This window comes from Streptomyces malachitofuscus (assembly GCF_055571035.1).
Genome location: NZ_JBVIGA010000031.1, coordinates 69,873 through 89,576, shown reverse-complemented (window position 1 = coordinate 89,576; position 19,704 = coordinate 69,873). Strand labels below are relative to the sequence as shown.

Below are 19,704 nucleotides of genomic sequence, written 5' to 3'. Positions count from 1 at the left end.
GCCCCGCGCGGCAACCCAGGACAAGGGAAAAGGACCTGAGCTCGGAGGGGGGCACAGGTCCTTTTTCCTCTTCTTCGCCGCTTCCTCTGCTCCGCCGGGCCGGCTACTTCTTCGGCGGCACCGCCGGTATCCCCAGGAAGGGCAGCTTCAGCGCACCGAACGCGTCCGCCGGGACCGCCGGGGACTTCGGCTCGACCGGCTGGAGGCGCCGGTACGGCTCACCCTGCTGCGGGCGCGGATCGGTGTCGCCCTTGTTCGGCCAGTACGACATCGCCCGCTCGGCCTGTGCCGTGATGGTCAGGGAGGGGTTGACGCCCAGGTTGGCCGAGACCGCCGCCCCGTCCACGACCGAGATACCGGGGTGGCCGTAGAGCCGGTGGTACGGGTCGATCACCCCGGTCTCACGGGAGGCGCCGATCGGGCAGCCGCCCAGGAAGTGTGCGGTCAGCGGCATGCCCGTCAGCTCGCCCACGTTGGAGCCGGCGAAGCCGTTGATCTCCGCCGCCAGCGCGGAGGCGCCGTCCGTCGCCGCCTTGATCTGCTTGGGGTTGGGGGCGCCGTGGCCCTGCCGGGCCGTGAGCAGCCCGCGGCCGATCCCGGACGGCTTGAGGTACGTCGTCAGGGAGTTGTCCAGCGACTGCATCACCAGCCCGATGATGGTCCGTTCCGACCAGCGCCGGTTGGACAGCGAACGCGCCGTCATCACGGGGTGCTTCGCCGCGTTGCCCAGCCAGCCCAGTACCCGTGCCGCACCCGAGCCGCCACCCGCGTACGGCACCTGGAGGATGGACAGCCCGCCCATCGAGTTGGAGCCCCTGCCGTAGCGGACCGGCTCGATGTGGGTGTTCTCGTCGGGGTGGATGGAGGACGTGATGGCCACACCGCGGGTGAAGTCGACCTTCGTCGCGCCGGTGGCCTTGCGGTAGCGGCGGTTGTCGGTCTGCGCTCCGACGAGGGCCTCGGAGTTGGTGCGGGTGAGTTCGCCCAGCTTGTCCGAGAGATGCGGCAACTGCCCCCCGGCCCGCATCCGGTGCAGCAGCGTCTGGGTGCCGTACGTACCCGCCGCCAGGACCACCCGTCGGGCACGGAAGGTACGGCCCTTGCCCTTGCGGCGTCTGTCGGTCGGGAGCGTGGCGATCGCGTACCCGCCCTGCGAGTCCTCCGTCACCGACACCACCGTCGTCATGGGGTGCACGACCGCGCCCGCCTTCTCGGCGAGGTGGAGGTAGTTCTCGTTGAGGGTGTTCTTCGCCCCGTGCCGGCAGCCCGTCATGCACTCGCCGCACTCGGCACAGGCCCGGCGTGAGGGACCCGCCCCGCCGAAGTAGGGGTCGGGCACCTCCTGCCCCGGCTTCGCCTTCACCGTGCCGTCGGCGTCCTCGCCGTCGCCGAAGAAGACGCCGACGGGCGCCATGTGGAAGGTGTCGCCCACGCCCATCCGCTCGGCCGCCGCCTTCAGATGCACGTCCGACGGGGTCATCGTGGGGTTGAGCCGTACGCCGAGCATGCGCCGTGCCTGGTCGTAGTACGGCTTCAGCTCGTCCTGCCAGTCGGTGATGTGCCCCCACTGCGGGTCGTCGAAGAACGGCTTGGGCGGTACGTAGAGGGTGTTGGCGTAGTTGAGGGAGCCGCCGCCGACGCCCGCACCGGCCAGGACCATGACGTTGCCCAGCAGATGGATGCGCTGGATGCCGTACATGCCGAGCTTCGGCGCCCAGAGGTAGTTCTTCAGGTCCCAGGAGTTCTTCGGCAGGGTGTCGCGGGTGAAGCGGCGGCCGGCTTCGAGGACGCCGACACGGTAGCCCTTCTCCGTGAGCCTGAGCGCCGAGACGGAGCCGCCGAATCCGGACCCCACGACGATGACGTCGTAGTCGTAGTCCTCCTGAGGCACGGGTGTCTCCTCTTCGAGTTTCGCGTGCGGGTGGTCCGTGGTGTCTCGCGCGGTTCCCCGCGCCCCTGCGTCGGTCACCTGAACCGGAACGCCTTCATCAGGCGCAGGCTGCGGCTCATGAAGGCCGCGTACTTCTCGTCGTCCATGCCCAGCGAGGGCGCCATCGGCAGCAGGCGCTGGTGGGCGACGGTCTGGGCCTCGGTGTACTTGAGGATGCCCTCGGAGCCGTGCCGGCGGCCGAGGCCGGAGTCCTTCATGCCGCCCATCGGCGACTGGACGCTGCCGTACGCGGGCGCGTACCCCTCGTTGATGTTCACGGTGCCGGTGCGCAGCCGGGCGGCGATCTCGCGGCCGCGCCGGGCGTTGGCCGTCCAGACGGAGGAGTTCAGCCCGTACGGCGTGGAGTTGGCGCGTTCGACCGCCTCGTCGTCGGAGGAGAAGCGGTAGACGGAGACGACCGGGCCGAAGGTCTCCTCGGAGCAGACGCTCATGGGGGCCTCGACCCCGTCGAGGATGGTCGGCTCATAAAAGTAGGGTCCGATGTCGGGGCGGGCCGTGCCGCCCGCGAGGACCGTGGCGCCCTTGGCGACGGCGTCCTCGACGTGCCGGGTGACGGCGTCCAGCTGGCGCTGTCCGACCAGGGAACCCATGTCGGCGCCGTAGGCGAGGGACGTGCCGAGGCGTATCGCCTTGGTACGGGCGGCGAAGCGCTCCAGGAAGGCGTCGGCGACGGACTCGTGGACGTACAGCCGCTCGATGGAGATGCAGAGCTGGCCCGCGCTGGAGAAGCAGGCGCGGACGGCGCCCGCGGCGGCCTTGTCCAGGTCGGCGTCGTCCAGGACCAGCATGGCGTTCTTGCCGCCGAGTTCGAGGGAGACGCCGACCAGCCGGGCGGCGGCGCCCTGGGCGACCTCGCGGCCGGTGCGGGTGGAGCCGGTGAAGGAGACGTAGTCGGCGTGCCGGACGACCTCGGGGCCGACGACCGGGCCCTCGCCGAGGACGACCTGGAAGACGTCGGCGGGCAGTCCGGCCTCGATCAGCAGGTCGCGGGCCCACAGCGCGGTGAGGCAGGTCTCCGTGTCGGGCTTCATCACGACCGCGTTGCCCGCGACGAACGCAGGGAGCGCGTCGCCGACGGAGAGTTCGAGGGGGTAGTTCCAGGGGGCGATCTGGCCCACGACCCCGCGCGGGTGGCGCAGTTCGGTGACCTTCGTCAGCGTCGGCATCGCGCCCGCGTGCCGCTTGGGCCGCAGGTAGGCGGCGGCCCGGCGGCCGTAGTGGCGGGCCGCGACGGCGACGGCCTGTACTTCCTCGTGGGCGTGCAGCCGGGCCTTGCCGGTCTCCAGCTGGATCAGGTCGAGCACCTCGGCCTGGCGCTCCAGCACCAGGTCGTGGAAGCGGAGCAGGACGGCGGCGCGCCGGCGCACCGGGGTCTGTGCCCAGACGACCTGGGCGGCGCGGGCCGCCTCGAAGGCCTTGGCCACGTCCTCGGGGGTCGACTCGGGCAGGTCGGCCAGCTTCTCGCCGGTGAACGGCGTGTGGTTGGCGGTCCGGCCGGAGCCGGCCACACCCTTGGTGAGCTGGGCGACCAGCTCCGGCGTGACCACGTCGGCGGCGGTACGGACCCCCTCCGGGGAGGGGGCGAGGGGGTTGGTACCGGTGATGTCCCGGGTCTGCGCGTCCGTCATGAGGCGCAGGGTATGCCCGGGCGAACGCTTTGTGTACCCGTCGGTAACAGATTCCCGCAGGGCTCACACAACGCCAGTGAACGCTGGCAACAAACGCCCTGATCAGGGCGTTGACGATCGGAGCGGCCCGGGTCGACTGCGTTTCGATCTCGAGCCGGCCCCCGCGCCCCCGAACGCCGCCGTTCGCGGCGTGGGCGGTTCAGAGCTTGTGGACGTCCCAGCTCTCGAAGACCGTGCGGGCGATCTCCCGGCCCTCCTCGGCGAAGTAGCCCTTGCCCGGGTAGACGACCCAGAGCCGGTACATGTCGCCGTCCTTGTTCCGGTAGTACATGACCTGCGCCTCGCGCACCAGGGCCGGCGTGGTGGTCGTCGTGTAGACGATGGTGTTGGTGGCCGCGTCGTGCTCCTTGTACGTGGTCTCGCGCGGCTGCCCCTCGGGCGCCGGTGAGTCGGCGATGCCCCAGCCGTACTCCCCGTCCTTGAGCTCGTTCCAGTGCGCGAAGGCCCGCTCCGACGCCGAGGCCTCGAGCTCGCCGTTCTTGTCCTCGGACTTGAGGTCGCGGTCGGTCTCGACGCGCACCATGCCGCTCGGGTCGGTGAAGGAGGCGACCGTCTTGTCCGAGTCGTCGGCCGGCTTGTCCTTCACGAAGTCCTCCGGCACGGCCAGCGCCACGCCCACCCGGTCTCCGAGATCGTGCGTCTTCCAGCCGTCGGGCAGCGGGCCCGCGAACGGTTGCGCGACCACGAGGTACACCGCCACCGCTCCCGCGACCACCGCGGCGCCCAGCCCGGCCAGCGTCCTGCGGCCGATCCGGATGCCCTTGCCGTCCCCGCCGGGGGCCGCCATCGGGGTCACCTGCGTGGGCGCCGGGGCCGGCGGGTTCGCGGCGGCCTCCAGCACGGCGCGCACCTGTGCGGCGTTCGGCCGCCGCGCCGGGTCCTTCTGCAACAGGGCGGTGATGATGTCGGCCAGCGGCCCCTGGGCGGAGGCGGGCGGTGCCGGGGTGGCGTTGAGGACGGACTGGAGCGTGGCGGGGGTGTTGCTGCGACGGAACGGCGAGACGCCCTCCGTCGCCGTGTACAGCACCACACCGAGCGACCACAGGTCGGAGGCGGGGCCGGGGCGCTGGCCCAGCACCCGCTCCGGAGCGATGTACTCGGGCGAACCGACGAAGCCGCCGGTGTCGGTCAGGTTGGTCTCGCCCTCGATCTGGGCGATGCCGAAGTCGGTGAGGACGACCCGTTCGTGCCGGCCGAGCAGCACGTTGTCCGGCTTCACGTCCCGGTGCAGCACGCCCGCCGCGTGGGCGGCCTCCAGCGCGCCCAGCACCTCCAGGCCGACCCGGGCCGCCTCGCGCGCGGAAAGGGTGCCCTCGTCCTGCAGCACGGCGCCCAGCGAACGGCCCTGGACCAGCTCCATCACGATCCACGGCCGGTCGTCGACGACCGCGACGTCATGGACGTTGACCACCGCCGGGTGGTCGAGCCGGGCGGCGGCGCGGGCTTCGCGACGCATGCGCTCGAAGGCGTTGGAACGTTCACGCTCGGGAAGGTGGTCCGGGACGCGCGGCTCCTTGACGGCGACCTCGCGGTCCACCGTCTCGTCCTTGGCCCGCCACACCGTGCCCATGCCGCCGTGGCCGAGCTTGGCGAGCAGCCGGTAACGTCCGGCGATCAGCCGCCCCGTTCCCGGGTCGGACGCCGGGGGCTGCTGCGCGACGACCTGCGTCGGTGCCGCGTAGGGGTTCCCGGGGTGCGGCACCCCCGTCCGAGGATGCGGGCTCGGCGGTTGCAGACCAAAACTGGTTGGCTCGTCGGCCCCGTTGCGGGCTCCCCCGTTGCTGCTCATGGTCCATCCATATCGCGCGAGACCCCCGCGTATCCACCGCGGACGGCCACCGGTCACAGACCCGTGACCGTCGCCGGAACTTATCTACCTTTTATTGCCCTTTGACGCCGGTCCGTGGTGAGGAACCCGACACCGAGGGCGTGGCGGCGGTCGGAGTGGCCGTCGTGGAACCGGACTCCGACGGCAGCGTCCGCTGCGGGCTCGTGGTGGGGACGGAGGTCGTGGGCGGCCGGGGCCCGGGCGCGGGCGACCGGCCGGCGGGGGTCTCCGGCGCCGTGCTCGTCGGCGTACCGCCTCCGTCGCCGTCGCGGTCCTGCAGTAGCAACGCCGCCGCGGACAGGCCCGCTCCCGCCATCGCGGCGACCGCCAGCGCGGCCACCAGCACGCCCTTCGTGGGCTGCCGCCGGACGGGCCGCTCCCCGGGGAGAACGGCCGTCGTTCCCACCGTCTCCGTGCGCCGTGCCGGGAACCGCCGGCGGGGCGGGTCCCGGTGCGGCGTCAGCGGCTCCAGGGGCGCCGTCTCCGGTGTGCGGCCCGTCACGAGGAACGCGCGCAGCATGCGTTCGGCCCGGTCCGCGTCCAGCCGGCGGTCCGGGTCGCGTTCCAGCAGACCGCGGACCACGGGGAGGATCGGCCCGGCCTCGGCGGGCGGCCGGATCTCGTCGACCACGACCGCGTGCAGCACCCCGCTCAGGGAGTCGCGCCGGAACGGCGACTCGCCGCTGAGCGCCGCACACAGCAGCGCACCCAGCGACCACAGGTCGGACTCCGGGCCCGTCCGCGCGCCGGACATCCGCTCGGGCGCGGTGTACTCGGGGGAGCCCACGAAGGAGCCGGTCTCGGTGAGCGTGGTGGAGCCGGGCATCTGGGCGATGCCGAAGTCGGTGAGGAGCACCCGGTCGGTGCCGTCCTCGAGCAGGACGTTGGCGGGCTTGAGGTCGCGGTGCAGCACACCCGAGGTGTGGGCGGCGCGCAGCGCGCCGAGCAGGTCCACACCGATCCGCGCGGCCTCCGCCGCGTCGACCGGGCCCTGCTCGGCGATGCGGTCGGCGAGGGACGGCCCCTCGATCAACTCCAGGACGATGTACGGGCGTTCGTCGTCCTCGACGACATCGTGGACGACGATGATGTTCGGGTGGCTCAGCTGGGCGAGGGCCCGCGCCTCGCGCAGGGTGCGCTCCCGCCGGCGGCGGGCCTCGGCCGCGGACAGCGTCTCGTCGACGGGCAGTTCCTTCACGGCCACGCCTCGTCCGAGCAGTTGGTCGGTGGCCCGCCAGACCACGCCCATACCGCCGCGTCCGATCCTCGCGTCCAGACGGTACCGGCCCGCGACGACACGGACTCTGTGCCGGTCGGTCCCGTTCTCCGGCTCCCCCTCGGTCACCATGGGCCCATCATGCCCCACCGGATGTGTCCGCTCCGGTACGGCGATTCGGCCAAGCGGCGCGCATTCGCCCACGCCACGGGCGTCAGGGCTCGCGCCACCCCTGAAGGATCGTCCGGAACTGCTCGCGGGTCGTGTCCCAGTCGGCAGCCGGCGAGGACATGTAGAGCGCGTACTCGACGCCGTCGCGCGAGAGGTACATCTGGTCGACCGCCCGGCGCGGTCCCGGAAACTCCGTGTCCTTGGCCAGCGCGGTCCAGCTGTACTCCAGCCGTGCGCTCTCGCGGTCGCGGTAGGTGAGGCGTTGCAGCCCCAGCCGCTGGTAGTCGACCAGACGTCCGCCGATCTGCTGGTCCAGATCGCTCAGGTGCTGGTACGGGTCGTCGAAGTCCGGGGAGTCGTCGACGGCGATGCGCAGGAAGTGCTTGCCGCCGTCGGGCGTGTAGTCGACCTGCCCGGTCGCCTCGTCGAACACCACGCGCTCCCAGTCCTCGCCGGGCAGCACGACGGTGAAACCGAGGGGGTCGTCACGGCGCACCCAGCCCTCGGGGAGACCGCCCGTCTTCTCCGTCTCGCCCGTCTTGGTGGGGCTCGGCGTCGGGCCGGTCCCGGACGTGGCGCCGCCGCGGTCGCGGTCCCACTGCTGGAGCACCACCGCCGTACCGCCGCCGATGACGGCGGCCAGGGCGACGACCAGGGCGACGCCCCGCATACGCATCTTCCGGCGCGGCGCGCCGACGGGCGGCCCGTACGGCGGCTGAGCGGTCGTGGCGCCGCCGGCCTGCGGGTACGGCGTCTGCGCCGCCGTGGGTGCCGTCTGCGGCCCGGTCCGGTACGGCGACGGCGCGGGGGCGTCCACGACCTGGGTGGGCACGTATTCCTGCGCCGCCTGCGGTCTGCGCCCCTCGGCGGCCTCGGCGAGCATCTGCTCGGCCTGCGCGGCGTCGGGCCGGGTGGCCGGATCCTTGCGCAGAAGTGCGCTGATGACGGGCGCGAGCGGGCCGGCGTGCCGCAGTACGTCGGCCTCCTCCTCGACGACGGCCTGCATGGTCGTCAGCGGCGAGGTGCGGCGGAACGGCGACCGGCCCTCCACCGCCGTGTAGAGCGTCGCGCCGAGCGCCCACAGGTCGGAGGACGGGCCGGGGTCGTGGCCGCGGACCCGCTCGGGCGCCAAGTAGTCGACCGAGCCGACGACTTCGCCGGTGCGGGTGATGGCGGTGTCGCCGTCGATCTGGGCTATGCCGAAGTCGGTGAGCAGCACCCGGCCGTCGCGGGCGAGGAGAACGTTGCCGGGCTTGACATCACGGTGCAGTACGCCGGCGGTGTGCGCGGCGCGCAGCGCGCGCAGCACCCACAGACCGATGCGGGCGGCCTCGCGGGGCTCGACGCGCTCCTGCTCCTTCACCGCGTCGGCGAGGGAGTGCCCCTCGACCAGCTCCATCACGATCCACGGACGGCCGTCGTGCTCCAGTACGTCGTGCACCGTGACCACGGCGGAGTGGTTGATCCGCGCGGCCGCCCGCGCCTCCGCACGCGTGCGCGCCAGCAGCCTGGCCTGTTCGCTGTCGGAGACGTAGAGTGCCGCCGTCAGTTCCTTTATGGCGACCGCACGGTGCAGCACCTCATCGTGTGCGCGCCACACCCGGCCCATGCCACCGCTCCCGATGGAGTCCCCGAGCCGGTAGCGGCCCGCGACGAGCGAGCCCTGCATCTGATTCACGTTGCCCCGCAATGGTCTTGACAGGGTCAGAGTAGGTACCCCCGCCCTTCCTGGGAACCGACGGCGTGCCATGGAGACCGCACTGTGATGGATGTCGCTGTCCGCGCCCGGAAAGCAACCAAAACGCCTGCGCCGACGTACGGATGTCTCGGGCCGCGCGTGTGCCGGCCGGCGTGCCCGACCGCGGTTCAGCCCGAGTACCGGTAGGTGGCCGCCGCCTGCTCGTACAGCCGTGTCACCTCGTCCCGTTGGGCCTCCGGTCCGCGCACCTGGACCACGTGGTAGCGCCCGTCGATCAGCGCCGCGAGATTGCGCACGTACAGCTCACCCGCGCTGCCGGTCCAGGTGAACTGACCCTCGGCCATGGTCCGTCCGCCCACCTCGATGGTCTTGAGGCCGGTGGAGGTGGCCCAGCTGGAGTCGCGGTAGGGCTGGAGCTCACGTTCGTCGTCGCGCTGGTAGGCCATCGGGTCGCTGCCGTACCGGTCGGCGCTGTCCCGGCCGGGTACGACGATGAGCTCGAAGTCACCACGGGAGTAGACGACCTGGCCGCTGCCGTTCTTCGCGGTGCGCTGCCAGTTCTCGGCGACGGCGACGCTGAATCCCTCCGGGTCCTTGCGCAGGGTGAAGCCGTCGGGGACCTCGGGGCCGGTGGTCTGGGTCTCGTTGGAGGCCGCGGACTCCTCGGGACGCGCCGGGGGGCTGTCCGCCGGCTTCGGCGCCTCGTCGTCCGTCCCCGGCTCGCTCGGTGCGGCGCCGGCCCTGTCCGCGGCGCCGGTGCGGTCGGCGGATCCCGCGCCCGTGTCCTGCTCACCGGCCTTCGGCATGAACAGCATCGCGTAGGCGATGGCCGCCGCCATGGCGAGGAGCACCAGCAGGAGCAGGGTGCGGCCGAGCCGGCGCGGAGACCCGGTCTCCGGTTTGGCGCGCTTGTGCCGCCCGTGGTGTGCGGGCAGCCCGGCCCGTCGCCTGCGCACCAGCTCGCCCCGGCGCCGTATGACGGGCAGCCTGCTGGTGTCGACGGCGGGGGGTGCCGCTATCACATGCACGCCGGCCTCGGGCTCGGGCGCCGACCGCACCAGCGAACGCAGCCAGCCGCGCAGTTCCTCGAAGTCGGGCCGCTCGGTGGGGTCCTGACGCAGCAGTGACTCCACGACCGGGCGGAGCGGTCCGCACTCCTCGGCGAAGGCGGGCGGCTCGGCGCACACCATCTGCACCAGCTCGGCCGTCGACTCCTCCGGGTAGGGCGCGTGCCCTTGTACGGCCCTGAACAGCAGTGAGCCCAGCGCCCACAGATCGGTGGCGGGCCCGATCGGCGCGGCCAGCTGCCAGTTGTCGTGGACGGGGCCGGCCTGCTCCGGTGCCCATCGCTCGGTGACCGGTCCGACGACGGCCATCCGCGCCTGCCGCGCCCGCTCGGCAGCCAGCGCGGTGGTCGGGCCCCGGCGCGCGGGGGCGTGCGCCACGAGGTCGTCCCAGCGTGCGCGCGGGGCGGGCGCCCCGGGGACAGCGGCGGCTTCGAGGGCGCCGGGTCCGGTGGGCCCCGTGGCTTCCCCGGGGGCGGTGCGTCCGCTGCCGGCGGCGATGGCCGGGGTGCCGCCGGTGCCGGTGCGAGGGGCGGCGCCGTTCCATCCGGTGGCGCCGACACCGTAGGGGTCGGCTATCTGTCCGGGCGGGGCCGCGGCGGGCGCCGGTCCCTCGCCCTCGGGGGCGGGCCGGGCGCCGGGCAGGGCGGCGCGGTTGCTCTGCTGGGCCTCCTGCACCCGGGCGGCGGCGCGGGCGCCGGCCCGGTAGGCGGCGATGGCGCCCGCACGGGCGGCCCGCACATCCCCCGCGCTGTCGAGGGCCCTCGGGGCCGCGGCGGGTGTGAGACCGCCCGGGGCGTCCGCCCCGCCGCCGGGCAGCCGGCCGGCCCGTGCCTCGATGGCGGCCCTGCGCGCGGCGTCCGGACCGTGGCCGGGACCCGAGTCGGCGGTGAACCCCGGCGGCCAGGAGGGGCCACGCCCGGGGCCGGGCGTTCCCGGCGCTTCCGTGCCCTGGCCCGGGTCGGCGTCCTCTTCCCTTTCCGGCACCGGGTCGTAGCCGCACAGTGCCTCCTCGGCCGCCCCGACGGCGAGACCGGTGAGCATGACCCGGCCGTCGTCGCAGACGAGGACCGTGCGCGCGGTGATGTTGCGGTGCACCCAGCCGTGGGAGTGCAGCACCCGCAGAGCCGTCAGGACGTCGGAGGCGACCTCCGCCGCCCGGTAGGGGGACAGCGGTTCCTCGGCGAGCAGTGCGGCCAGCGGACGCGCGGCGACGAGCTCACTGACGATCCACAGCGAACCGCCCTCGGCGAAGACGTCGAAGACCTGGTCCAGGCGCGGGTGGTCGGGAAGGGCGGCAGCGGCCTGCGCGGCCTCGACGGCACGCCGGACCACCGGATCGGTGGGCCGCCGCGTCCCGCTCCGCGCCGCTCCCGGCCCCGTTCCGCCGCGTCGTGCGGTCCCGTCCCGTGCGGTGAAGCCGTCGGGCAGGCCCTCGGCGTCGAGCACTTCGGCCTCGACGACCTCCGGCAGGGGAACCTGCCTGACCAGGACCTCCTGCCCGCTGTAGGTGTCGAAGGCGCGGGTCTCAGTCAGTTCGTACTCGTCGGAGGGCGGCAGCGGCAGGCGGTAGCGGTCGGCGAGAACCCGTCCCGCATAGTCGTCCACATTGCCTCCCCCGGCACTACGGTCGGTCAGTTCCGTTCGCCCTGCGGGCCGTTCCGGCTGCGTACGGTCCGCAAGCATTCACGATACGTGCCGGAGGCAACCCGCAGAGAGGGGATGCCACATCTGACTCCCCATTCCGGGAACCGCTCATGCTCAGGACTTCGGCCGGAACGTCTGCGTCAGCGTCCGCCAGGTGTCCTTGCGCTGCTCGCTGCCCCACTTGGCGGCCTTGGCCGTGTACATGAGCCCGTACCCGAGACGGTCGCCGACGACGGTTCCCCGGTCGACGGAGCGGTACTTGGTCCCGCCCTGCACATAGGTGAACTCCCAGTCGGCCGTGTTCCAGCCCCGGTACTCCACCGACTCGATACTGATCCGCTTGTACTGAGCACGCACCATGGCGCGCTCCTGGTTCTTCCAGTCGGCCACCGGGTCGTCCTTCGGCGCGGTCGTCCAGCCGATCAGCAGCTTCTGTCCGTCGGGCCCGGTGAACCGGTCACCAGCCGCCCCCGACGACTGGAACTTCCACCCTTCGGGCAGTCCGATCGCGTACCCCTGGCTCCCCCGGTACGTCTTCACGGCCGACGTGCCACCGCCGTCCCCGGACGGCTCCGCCGCCCCGCCGGCGCCCGCGCCGTCCCCTCCGGCGCCCGGTGCCGTTTCCTTCTCCGCCGGTCCGGACGCCTCGCCGTCGGTGCGGGTGCCGCCGTTCTCGTCGCCCTTGGTGTCGGCGCTGGGCGCCCCACTGGCGGCGGTGCGGTCGCCCCCGCCCGGCTTGGCGCCGGTGGCGCCCTCGTCGTCACCGCCGCTGAGCACGACGGCCAGTACGGTGCCGAGCACGGCGAGGGCCACGACCACCGCGATGACGACCAGCGTCCGCCGCGGCACCACATCGGTGAGCGACGCCCGCGGCACGGGCCTGGGCGGCAGATCCGGCGGTGTCATCACCGGCCACCCGGAACTGCGTCCGCCGGACGACGGCTCCTGCCGCCCGGTCCCCGACGCGGCCGCCCCCGATACCGGAGCCGGGTCGGTGGCGGGTGCTGAGGCGGGCGCGGAGGGGGAGGCGGCGGCCGTGGCGCCGGCCGGTGCCCCGGAGGTGCCCGCCGCCGTGGCCGAGGTCCCGGCGGCAGCGCTCGACGCCGAAGGGGCCGTGCCGCCTGCGGATTTGGCGCGTGCCGCCGCTGCGGCGCCCGCCGATCCCGCCGCCACCGCGGCCTTGCGCACGGAACGCAGCGCGCCCCGCAGCTTCTCCCCGGCCTCCTCGCCCCGCTTGCTCCGGGTGTCGCGCTCGCCTGGCTGCTCGGGCAGGGGCACGACCTTCGTCGCGTCCGCCGGCTCCGGGTCGTCCTCCCGTCGCTCGGGCGCGTGGATCACCGTGTTCAGCATGGCCCGGGCGCCGCTGTCGTCGAGCCGCTGGGCGGGGTCCTTGGTGAGCAGCCCGTGGATGACGTCCCTGAGCGGTCCGGCGTTCTTCGGCTCCTCGAGCGGCTCGGTCATCACCGCCGTGAGCGTCGCGATCGCGGACCCCTTGTCGTACGGCGGGGCGCCCTCCACCGCCGCGTACAGCAGGCCGCCCAGCGACCAGAGGTCGGCCGCCGGCCCCGGCTTGTGCCCGCGCGCCCGCTCCGGGGAGATGTACGAGGGGGCGCCGACCAGCATGCCGGTCGATGTGATGGACGGGTCGCCCTCGACCTGGGCGATGCCGAAGTCGGTGAGCACGACCCGGCCGTCGTCGGCGATCAGCACGTTCGACGGCTTCACGTCGCGGTGCAGGATGCCCTCCCGGTGCGCGGAACGCAGCACGTCGAGCACCGCGAGGCCCACCTCGGCGGCACGCCGCGGCTCCAGCAGACCGTCCTCCCGGATGACCTCGGCGAGGGACTTGCCCTCGACGAGTTCCATCACGATCCAGGGCCGGTCGTCCTCCTGCACCACGTCGAAGACGGTCACGGCGCTGTTGTTGCGGATCCGCGCGATGGCCTTGGCCTCACGCAGGGTCCGCGTGATGAGCCGCCGCTTCTCCTCCTCGTCGATGCTCGACGGGAAGCGGAGTTCCTTGACGGCGACGGTTCTTCCCAGGGTCTCGTCCTGGGCACGCCAGACCGTCCCCATGCCGCCGCGGCCGAGCACGTCTCCCAGCCGGTACCGCCCGGCGAGGAGACGTGCGCTCTTGTCCTGACGGGATGTCCCCGCCCGCTCCGCCTCCGACATGCGTCCCCTCATGCAACCCGCCCTGACAGAGCCTTCATTGTCCCTCACCCGACAAGTGCTCGACGCCCAGGGTGCCTCTGGCCGCACCTCGGGGCCGACGCCTGCGGAACCCGGGTGAAGGACGCCTTCCGCCGCCCTGCATGATGGGCCCCCGACAAGGAAGGAACCGGGATGCCGCCGCTTCGGACACTACTGGCCGTTCCTGTGTCCCTGGCCCTGCTCGCCCTGACCCCGGCCGCCTCCTCGTCCCCTGCCGCCCCGTCCGCGGACGCGCTCCTTCCGCTGCTGGTCACGCGGGGTGGCGCCCCCGCCGCGGCCCTGCTGGCCCTGGAGGGATCCGGCCCGCGCTATGCCCATGCCGGCCCGGGCATCGAGCGCGCCGATCACTTCCGCGCCGGCAGCATCACGAAGACGTTCATCGCCACGGTCGTGCTGCAACTGGCCCAGGAGGACCGCCTGTCGCTGTCCGACACCGTCGAGGAGCACCTGCCCGGCCTGGTGCGGGGAGCCGGCAACGACGGCCGCGCGCTGACCCTGCGGTCCCTGCTCACCCACACCAGCGGACTCCCCGACTTCGCCGCGGACACGCGGGGCGCCCTTCCGGTGACGCCTCTTCAAGCCGTACGCATCGCCCTCACCCACCCTCCGGCCGACCGCGGCCGCTTCTCCTACTCGAACACCAACTACGTTCTGCTCGGCATGGTCGTCGAACAGGTCACCGGCCGCTCGTACGCCGACGAGACCGAGCGTCGCGTCATCACCCCACTGGGTCTGACAGGCACCTCCTTCCCGGGTTCCCGAACCTCCCTGCCCCTGCCGCACGGCCGCTCCTACGCCGCCGACGGAACCGACGTCACCCGGCTCGACCCGCGGGTGGCCGGGGCCGCGGGCGAACTGGTGACCACGCTCGCCGATCTGGTCCGCTTCTACTCGGCCCTGCTCGGCGGTGAACTGCTGCCCCCGCACCGGCTGCGCGAGATGCTCGACACCCGCACCGCACACGGCTCGTACGGCATGGGTCTGTTTCCCCTGACGCTTCCGTGCGGCACCACGGTGTGGGGGCACAACGGGCGGATCTCCGGCAGCTACGTGCGCACCGCAGCCACGGTCGACGGCCGCCGTGTCCTCACCTTCCGGGTGAACACGGACGCGATGGCGGATCCCGGTCTCGAGTCCGCGGTGCTCGCGGCCGAGTTCTGCCCTGGCACCGAGTAGAACGAGCGGGCTTCGAACGAAGATCCCGGCACCCGCCACCCGTTCGAGTGATTCGGGGCGGCTTCGCCGGCTACAGCGGCACGATGTCCGGTGCGCCCAGCCGTGCCGCGTCCGCAGTCAGGTCGTCGGGCTGCCGCTGGGACTCCCGCTCGGCCTCCACCCGCTTCTCGTAGTGCTGCACCTCGCGCTCGATCTGGCCCTTGTCCCAGCCCAGCACCGGTGCCATCAGCTCGGCGGCCTCCCGTGCGCTGCGCGTGCCCCGGTCGAACGTCTCGATCGAGATGCGGGTGCGCCGGGTCAGTACGTCGTCGAGATGCCGTGCCCCTTCGTGCGATGCGGCGTAGGTGATCTCGGCGCGCAGGTAGTCGTCGGCGGCCCCCAACGGCTCGCCCAGGGAGGGGTCGGAGGCGATGAGGTCCAGGACCTCCTCCGCCAGGGCGCCGTACCGCTGCAGCAGGTGCTCCACCCGCACCGGGTGCAGTCCGGTGCGCGCGGCCGTCCGGGCGCGCCCGTTCCACAGCGCGTGATAGCCCTCGGCGCCCACCAGCGGTGTGTCCTCGGTGACGCAGTCGGCGACGCGCACGTCGAGTCCGTGCACCGCCGCGTCCACCGCGTCCTTGGCCATCACCCGGTACGTGGTGTACTTGCCGCCCGCCACCACGACCAGCCCCGGGACGGGGTGGGCCACGGTGTGCTCGCGGGACAGCTTGCTGGTGGCGTCCGACTCGCCGGCCAGCAGCGGCCGCAGACCGGCGTACACGCCCTCGACGTCGTCCCTCGTCAGTGGCACCGCGAGGACCGAGTTCACATGCTCGAGCAGGTAGTCGATGTCGGCGCTGGAGGCGGCCGGGTGGGCCTTGTCGAGGTCCCAGTCGGTGTCCGTGGTGCCGACGATCCAGTGCCGGCCCCAGGGTATGACGAACAGCACGGACTTCTCGGTGCGCAGGATGAGCCCGGTCGTGGAGTGGATGCGGTCCTTGGGGACGACCAGGTGGATGCCCTTGGAGGCCCGGACGTGGAACTGTCCCCGCTCGCCGACCATCGCCTGGGTGTCGTCGGTCCACACTCCGGTGGCGTTGACCACCTGCTTGGCGCGGACCTCGTACTCGCCGCCGCCCTCGACGTCCTGCACCCGGGCGCCGACGACCCGCTCGCCCTCGCGCAGGAACCCGGTCACCCGGGCGCGGTTGGCGGTCTTCGCGCCGTATGCCGCGGCCGTGCGGACGAGGGTCGCCACGAAGCGGGCGTCGTCCATCTGGGCGTCGTAGTACTGCAGCGCCCCGACCAGGGAGTCCTTCTTCAAGCAGGGGGCCGCCCGGAGAGCGTGACGGAGGGTCAGGTGGCGGTGCACGGGCAGGCCCCGGCCGTGCCCGTGGGTCATGGCCATGGCGTCGTAGAGCGCGACGCCCGCTCCCGCGTACAGCCGCTCCCAGCCCTTGTGCTGCAACGGGTACAGGAAGGGCACCGGCCGCACGAGGTGCGGGGCCAGCTTCTCCAGCAGCAGGCCGCGTTCCTTCAGCGCCTCCCGCACGAGGGCGAAGTCGAGCATCTCCAGATAGCGCAGACCGCCGTGGATCAGTTTGCTGGATCTGCTGGAGGTGCCCGACGCCCAGTCACGCGCCTCGACCAGGCCCGTGGACAGGCCGCGCGTCGCGGCGTCGAGCGCCGTGCCCGCGCCCACCACTCCGCCGCCCACCACCAGCACGTCCAGTTCGTGCTCGGCCATGGACGCGAGTGATTCGGCGCGCTGCGCCGGCCCCAGTGTCGCTGTCCTCACCGCTGCCTCCCGCTCATCGGTCGCGTCGGCCGCACCCGTCCGGCGAAGCCCGGTCTCCCACCCTCATGCCCAAATTCTGACCGGGTTGCCCGACTTCAGCCACCACGCGCCCCCAGCCTGTGGACAACGTCTGCGGAACGACTCACCGAAAACCAACCGATCAATCCCGCATATCGGTCATATTTACTCCTAGTCTGACATTGCGCTCGCCTGTCCAGTCCACAGAGCTTGCGCACCTGTCGCACTCCGGCTATTGGGAAGGACGGCCCACGCCATGCCCGCAGATCTCGCCGTCATCGGACTCGGCCCGTACGGACTGCCGCTGGCCCAGGCCGCCGTCGCCGCCGGCATCCCCACCATCGGTTACCGGACCGGCCCCGAGGCGGGTTCCCTCAGCGCCGCCGAACAGCGCCGGATGCTGGCGCAGGGCTTCCGGGTCACGGCCAACCCCACCGAGCTGGGCCGGGTGCGCACCGCCGTCATCTGCGCCCCGACCCCGCGCGGGGCGGACGGCGGCCTGGATCTCGACCAGATCGAGACCGCCGCCCGCACACTCGCCGCGCGGCTGCGCCCGCACACCACGGTGATCCTCGAGTCCCCCGTGCCACCCGGGACGACGGAGGGGCCGCTCCTGCGCCTGCTCGAGTCGGGATCGGGCCTTCGCGCGGGGCGCGATTTCCACCTCGCCCACTCCCCCAGCCGCGTCGACCCCGGCAACCGTGACTTCACCCCCGCCAACACCCCCAAGGTCATCGGGGGCCTCACCCCCGCCTGCACGGAGTCGGCCGCGGCCTTCTACGGCCGCATCACCGACAAGGTGGTGCGCGCGCGGGGCACCCGCGAAGCGGAGACCGTCCAGCTCCTGGAAACCAACTTCCGGCACGTCAACATCGCCCTCGTCAACGAGATGGCCGCCCTCTGCCACGACCTGGGCATCGACCTGTGGGACGTGCTGCGCTGCGCGGAGACCAAGCCGTTCGGCTTCCACGCCTTCCGCCCCGGTCCCGGCGTCGGCGGCCACGCCGTCCCCCAGGACCTGACCGCCCACGCGGGGCGCACCCTGCGCATGGCGGAACTCGCCCAGGAGGTCAACGGCCGTATGCCGCGCTACGTCGTGCAGCGCGCCGCCGCCCTCCTCAACGAGCACGGCAAGTCCGCGCGCGGCGCACGCGTGCTCCTCCTCGGGGTCACCTACAAGGCCGACCTCGCCGACCAGCAGGGCAGCCCGGCCCAGGAGATCGCCGTCCGGCTGATGGAGCTGGGCGCCTCGGTCAGCTACCACGACCCCCATGTGTCGTCCTGGAACGTCCTCGACCGGCCCGTCCCCCGCGCAGATTCCCTCTACGAGGCCGCCGCGGAGGCCGACCTGACGATCCTGCTCCAGCAGCACCGTACGTACGACCTTCAGGGACTGTCGGTGAAGGCCCAGCTGCTGCTGGACACGCGGGGGGCGACGCCCACGGGGGCGGCGCATCGGTTGTGAGAGGGGCGCGCGAAGGGCGGTGTGCCACGGGGGTTGGTGGTGGGCGGGACGCCGCGCGGGTACGGTGGAGGACAGGTCGAGCCCGCCCCAGAGGGCACTGCGGCAGGCTCCGGGATGATGCACGGGTGTCCGCGCCCTAGTCCTCTTGGGGGCGGCCGCTCACAGCCCAAGAGTGGAGCCCGCCGCAGCGGCTACTGCGACAGGCTCCGGGATGGTTCACGGGTGTCCGCCCCTACTTCTTCTGGGGGCGGCCGCTCACCATCCGAAAATCCGCAAGATCCACCTCCTCCGGCACTTCACCGTCCACAGACGGATCCGGTCCCAGCGAGTGGGCCTGCGGTGGCGTCCCATGGGCGCCCCCTTCCACGACACCGCCCAGTAGCCCGGTGGACGGTCCGTCGGAATCGGGCCGGGCCCCGAGGGCGGGGTCCGGACCAGGTCCTTGGAAGGGGGCTCCCAGAAGAACTGGGGCGCCGTTGAGGACACTAGCGGCCTCAACCGGGTGCACCAGCGCGAACAGGGCCCCAGTGCAACCGCGCGCCCCTACGTCGCCACACGCGCTCCCGCAGATCTCCTTCAGGCACGCGAAAGGGCCGGTCACCTTCCGGGTGACCGGCCCTTTCGTCTGCCGTGAGAGGCTCGCGCAGCGGTTACCGCCGGTGCTGCGAGTCCGCCACCGTCACCTCGACGCGCTGGAACTCCTTCAGCTCGCTGTAGCCGGTCGTGGCCATCGCGCGGCGCAGGGCGCCGAAGAGGTTCATCGAGCCGTCGGGGGTGTGGGACGGGCCGGTGAGGATCTCCTCCAGCGTGCCCACCGTGCCGAGGTCCACCTTCTGGCCGCGCGGCAGCTCCTCGTTGACGGCCTCCATGCCCCAGTGGTTGCCCCGGCCCGGACCGTCCGTCGCGCGGGCCAGCGGGGAGCCCATCATCACGGAGTCCGCACCGCAGGCGATCGCCTTGGGCAGGTCGCCGGACCAGCCGACCCCGCCGTCCGCGATGACGTGCACGTACCGGCCGCCGGACTCGTCCATGTAGTCACGGCGGGCGGCGGCCACGTCGGCGACCGCGGTGGCCATGGGCACCTGGATGCCCAGCACGTTGCGCGTGGTGTGCGCGGCGCCGCCGCCGAAGCCGACCAGGACGCCCGCCGCACCGGTGCGCATCAGGTGCAGGGCGGCCGTGTAGGTGGCGCAGCCGCCGACGATCACCGGGACGTCGAGCTCGTAGATGAACTGCTTCAGGTTCAGCGGCTCGTGCGAACCGGAGACATGCTCGGCGGAGACCGTGGTGCCGCGGATGACGAAGATGTCCACGCCCGCGTCGACGACGGCCTTGGAGAACTGGGCGGTGCGCTGCGGGGAGAGCGCGGCGGCGGTGACCACGCCCGAGTCGCGCACCTCCTTGATGCGCTGCCCGATCAGCTCCTCCTTGATGGGCGCGGCGTAGATCTCCTGCAGACGGCGGGTGGCCGCCTCGGCGGGCAGGCCGACGATCTCGTCCAGCAGCGGCTGCGGGTCCTCGTAGCGCGTCCACAGGCCCTCGAGGTTCAGCACGCCGAGGCCGCCGAGCTCACCGATGCGGATCGCCGTGGCCGGCGAGACGACCGAGTCCATGGGAGCGGCCAGGAACGGCAGCTCGAAGCGGTAGGCGTCGATCTGCCAGGCGATCGAGACCTCCTTCGGGTCCCGCGTACGGCGGCTGGGGACGACGGCGATGTCGTCGAAGGCGTACGCCCGGCGGCCGCGCTTGCCGCGCCCGATCTCGATCTCAGTCACGTCTGTGGCCTTTCC

Annotated in this window: 11 protein-coding genes; 2 read left to right on the top strand and 9 right to left on the bottom strand. The window is 72.7% G+C overall.

The window, feature by feature from the left end:
• Positions 1–103: 103 nt before the first annotated feature.
• The 7 genes from ACZ44S_RS34205 to ACZ44S_RS34175 all read right to left on the bottom strand — a co-directional run bounded on the left by ACZ44S_RS34205 (position 104) and on the right by ACZ44S_RS34175 (position 13,439).
• The gene (locus ACZ44S_RS34205; RefSeq protein ID WP_466936321.1) at positions 104–1,891 is read right to left on the bottom strand and encodes a GMC oxidoreductase; all 1,788 of its coding nucleotides are present in this window, start codon (positions 1,889–1,891) and stop codon (positions 104–106) included.
• 74 nt (positions 1,892–1,965) lie between these two features.
• Complete coding sequence (locus ACZ44S_RS34200; RefSeq protein ID WP_466936318.1) at positions 1,966–3,579, bottom strand: succinic semialdehyde dehydrogenase; 1,614 nt, start codon at positions 3,577–3,579, stop codon at positions 1,966–1,968.
• 199 nt (positions 3,580–3,778) lie between these two features.
• Entirely contained in the window at positions 3,779–5,428 is a 1,650-nt protein-coding gene (locus ACZ44S_RS34195; protein ID WP_466936315.1) for a serine/threonine-protein kinase, read from the bottom strand.
• A gap of 91 nt (positions 5,429–5,519) precedes the next feature.
• On the bottom strand, positions 5,520–6,815 hold the full coding sequence (locus tag ACZ44S_RS34190; protein WP_466936312.1) for a serine/threonine-protein kinase: 1,296 nt from the start codon (positions 6,813–6,815) through the stop codon (positions 5,520–5,522).
• A gap of 82 nt (positions 6,816–6,897) precedes the next feature.
• Positions 6,898–8,523, bottom strand: coding sequence for a serine/threonine-protein kinase (locus ACZ44S_RS34185; protein WP_466936309.1), 1,626 nt, complete (start codon positions 8,521–8,523; stop codon positions 6,898–6,900).
• 197 nt (positions 8,524–8,720) lie between these two features.
• A complete protein-coding gene (locus tag ACZ44S_RS34180; protein WP_466936306.1) occupies positions 8,721–11,225 on the bottom strand; it encodes a protein kinase in 2,505 nt (834 codons plus the stop codon).
• A gap of 153 nt (positions 11,226–11,378) precedes the next feature.
• Positions 11,379–13,439: a serine/threonine-protein kinase gene (locus tag ACZ44S_RS34175; protein WP_466936303.1), complete on the bottom strand. Its 2,061-nt coding sequence runs from the start codon at positions 13,437–13,439 to the stop codon at positions 11,379–11,381.
• A 171-nt stretch (positions 13,440–13,610) separates the two neighbouring features.
• On the opposite strand from ACZ44S_RS34175, the gene ACZ44S_RS34170 reads away from it, so the two are divergent.
• Positions 13,611–14,654 (top strand): serine hydrolase domain-containing protein, encoded by a 1,044-nt coding sequence (locus tag ACZ44S_RS34170; protein WP_466936300.1) that lies wholly within the window; start codon positions 13,611–13,613, stop codon positions 14,652–14,654.
• 70 nt (positions 14,655–14,724) lie between these two features.
• Here ACZ44S_RS34170 and ACZ44S_RS34165 read toward each other — a convergent pair whose 3' ends face one another.
• The gene (locus ACZ44S_RS34165) at positions 14,725–16,431 is read right to left on the bottom strand and encodes a glycerol-3-phosphate dehydrogenase/oxidase (RefSeq protein WP_466936297.1); all 1,707 of its coding nucleotides are present in this window, start codon (positions 16,429–16,431) and stop codon (positions 14,725–14,727) included.
• A 274-nt stretch (positions 16,432–16,705) separates the two neighbouring features.
• Between ACZ44S_RS34165 and ACZ44S_RS34160 the strand changes: the two genes are divergently transcribed.
• Positions 16,706–17,914, top strand: coding sequence for a nucleotide sugar dehydrogenase (locus ACZ44S_RS34160; RefSeq protein WP_466936294.1), 1,209 nt, complete (start codon positions 16,706–16,708; stop codon positions 17,912–17,914).
• Between the two features lie 650 nt (positions 17,915–18,564).
• Here the strand turns inward: ACZ44S_RS34160 and ACZ44S_RS34155 are convergent.
• Positions 18,565–19,689 carry a GuaB3 family IMP dehydrogenase-related protein gene (locus ACZ44S_RS34155; RefSeq protein ID WP_037939546.1) on the bottom strand — a complete coding sequence of 375 codons (1,125 nt, stop codon included), beginning with the start codon at positions 19,687–19,689 and terminating at the stop codon, positions 18,565–18,567.
• Positions 19,690–19,704 lie beyond the last annotated feature (15 nt).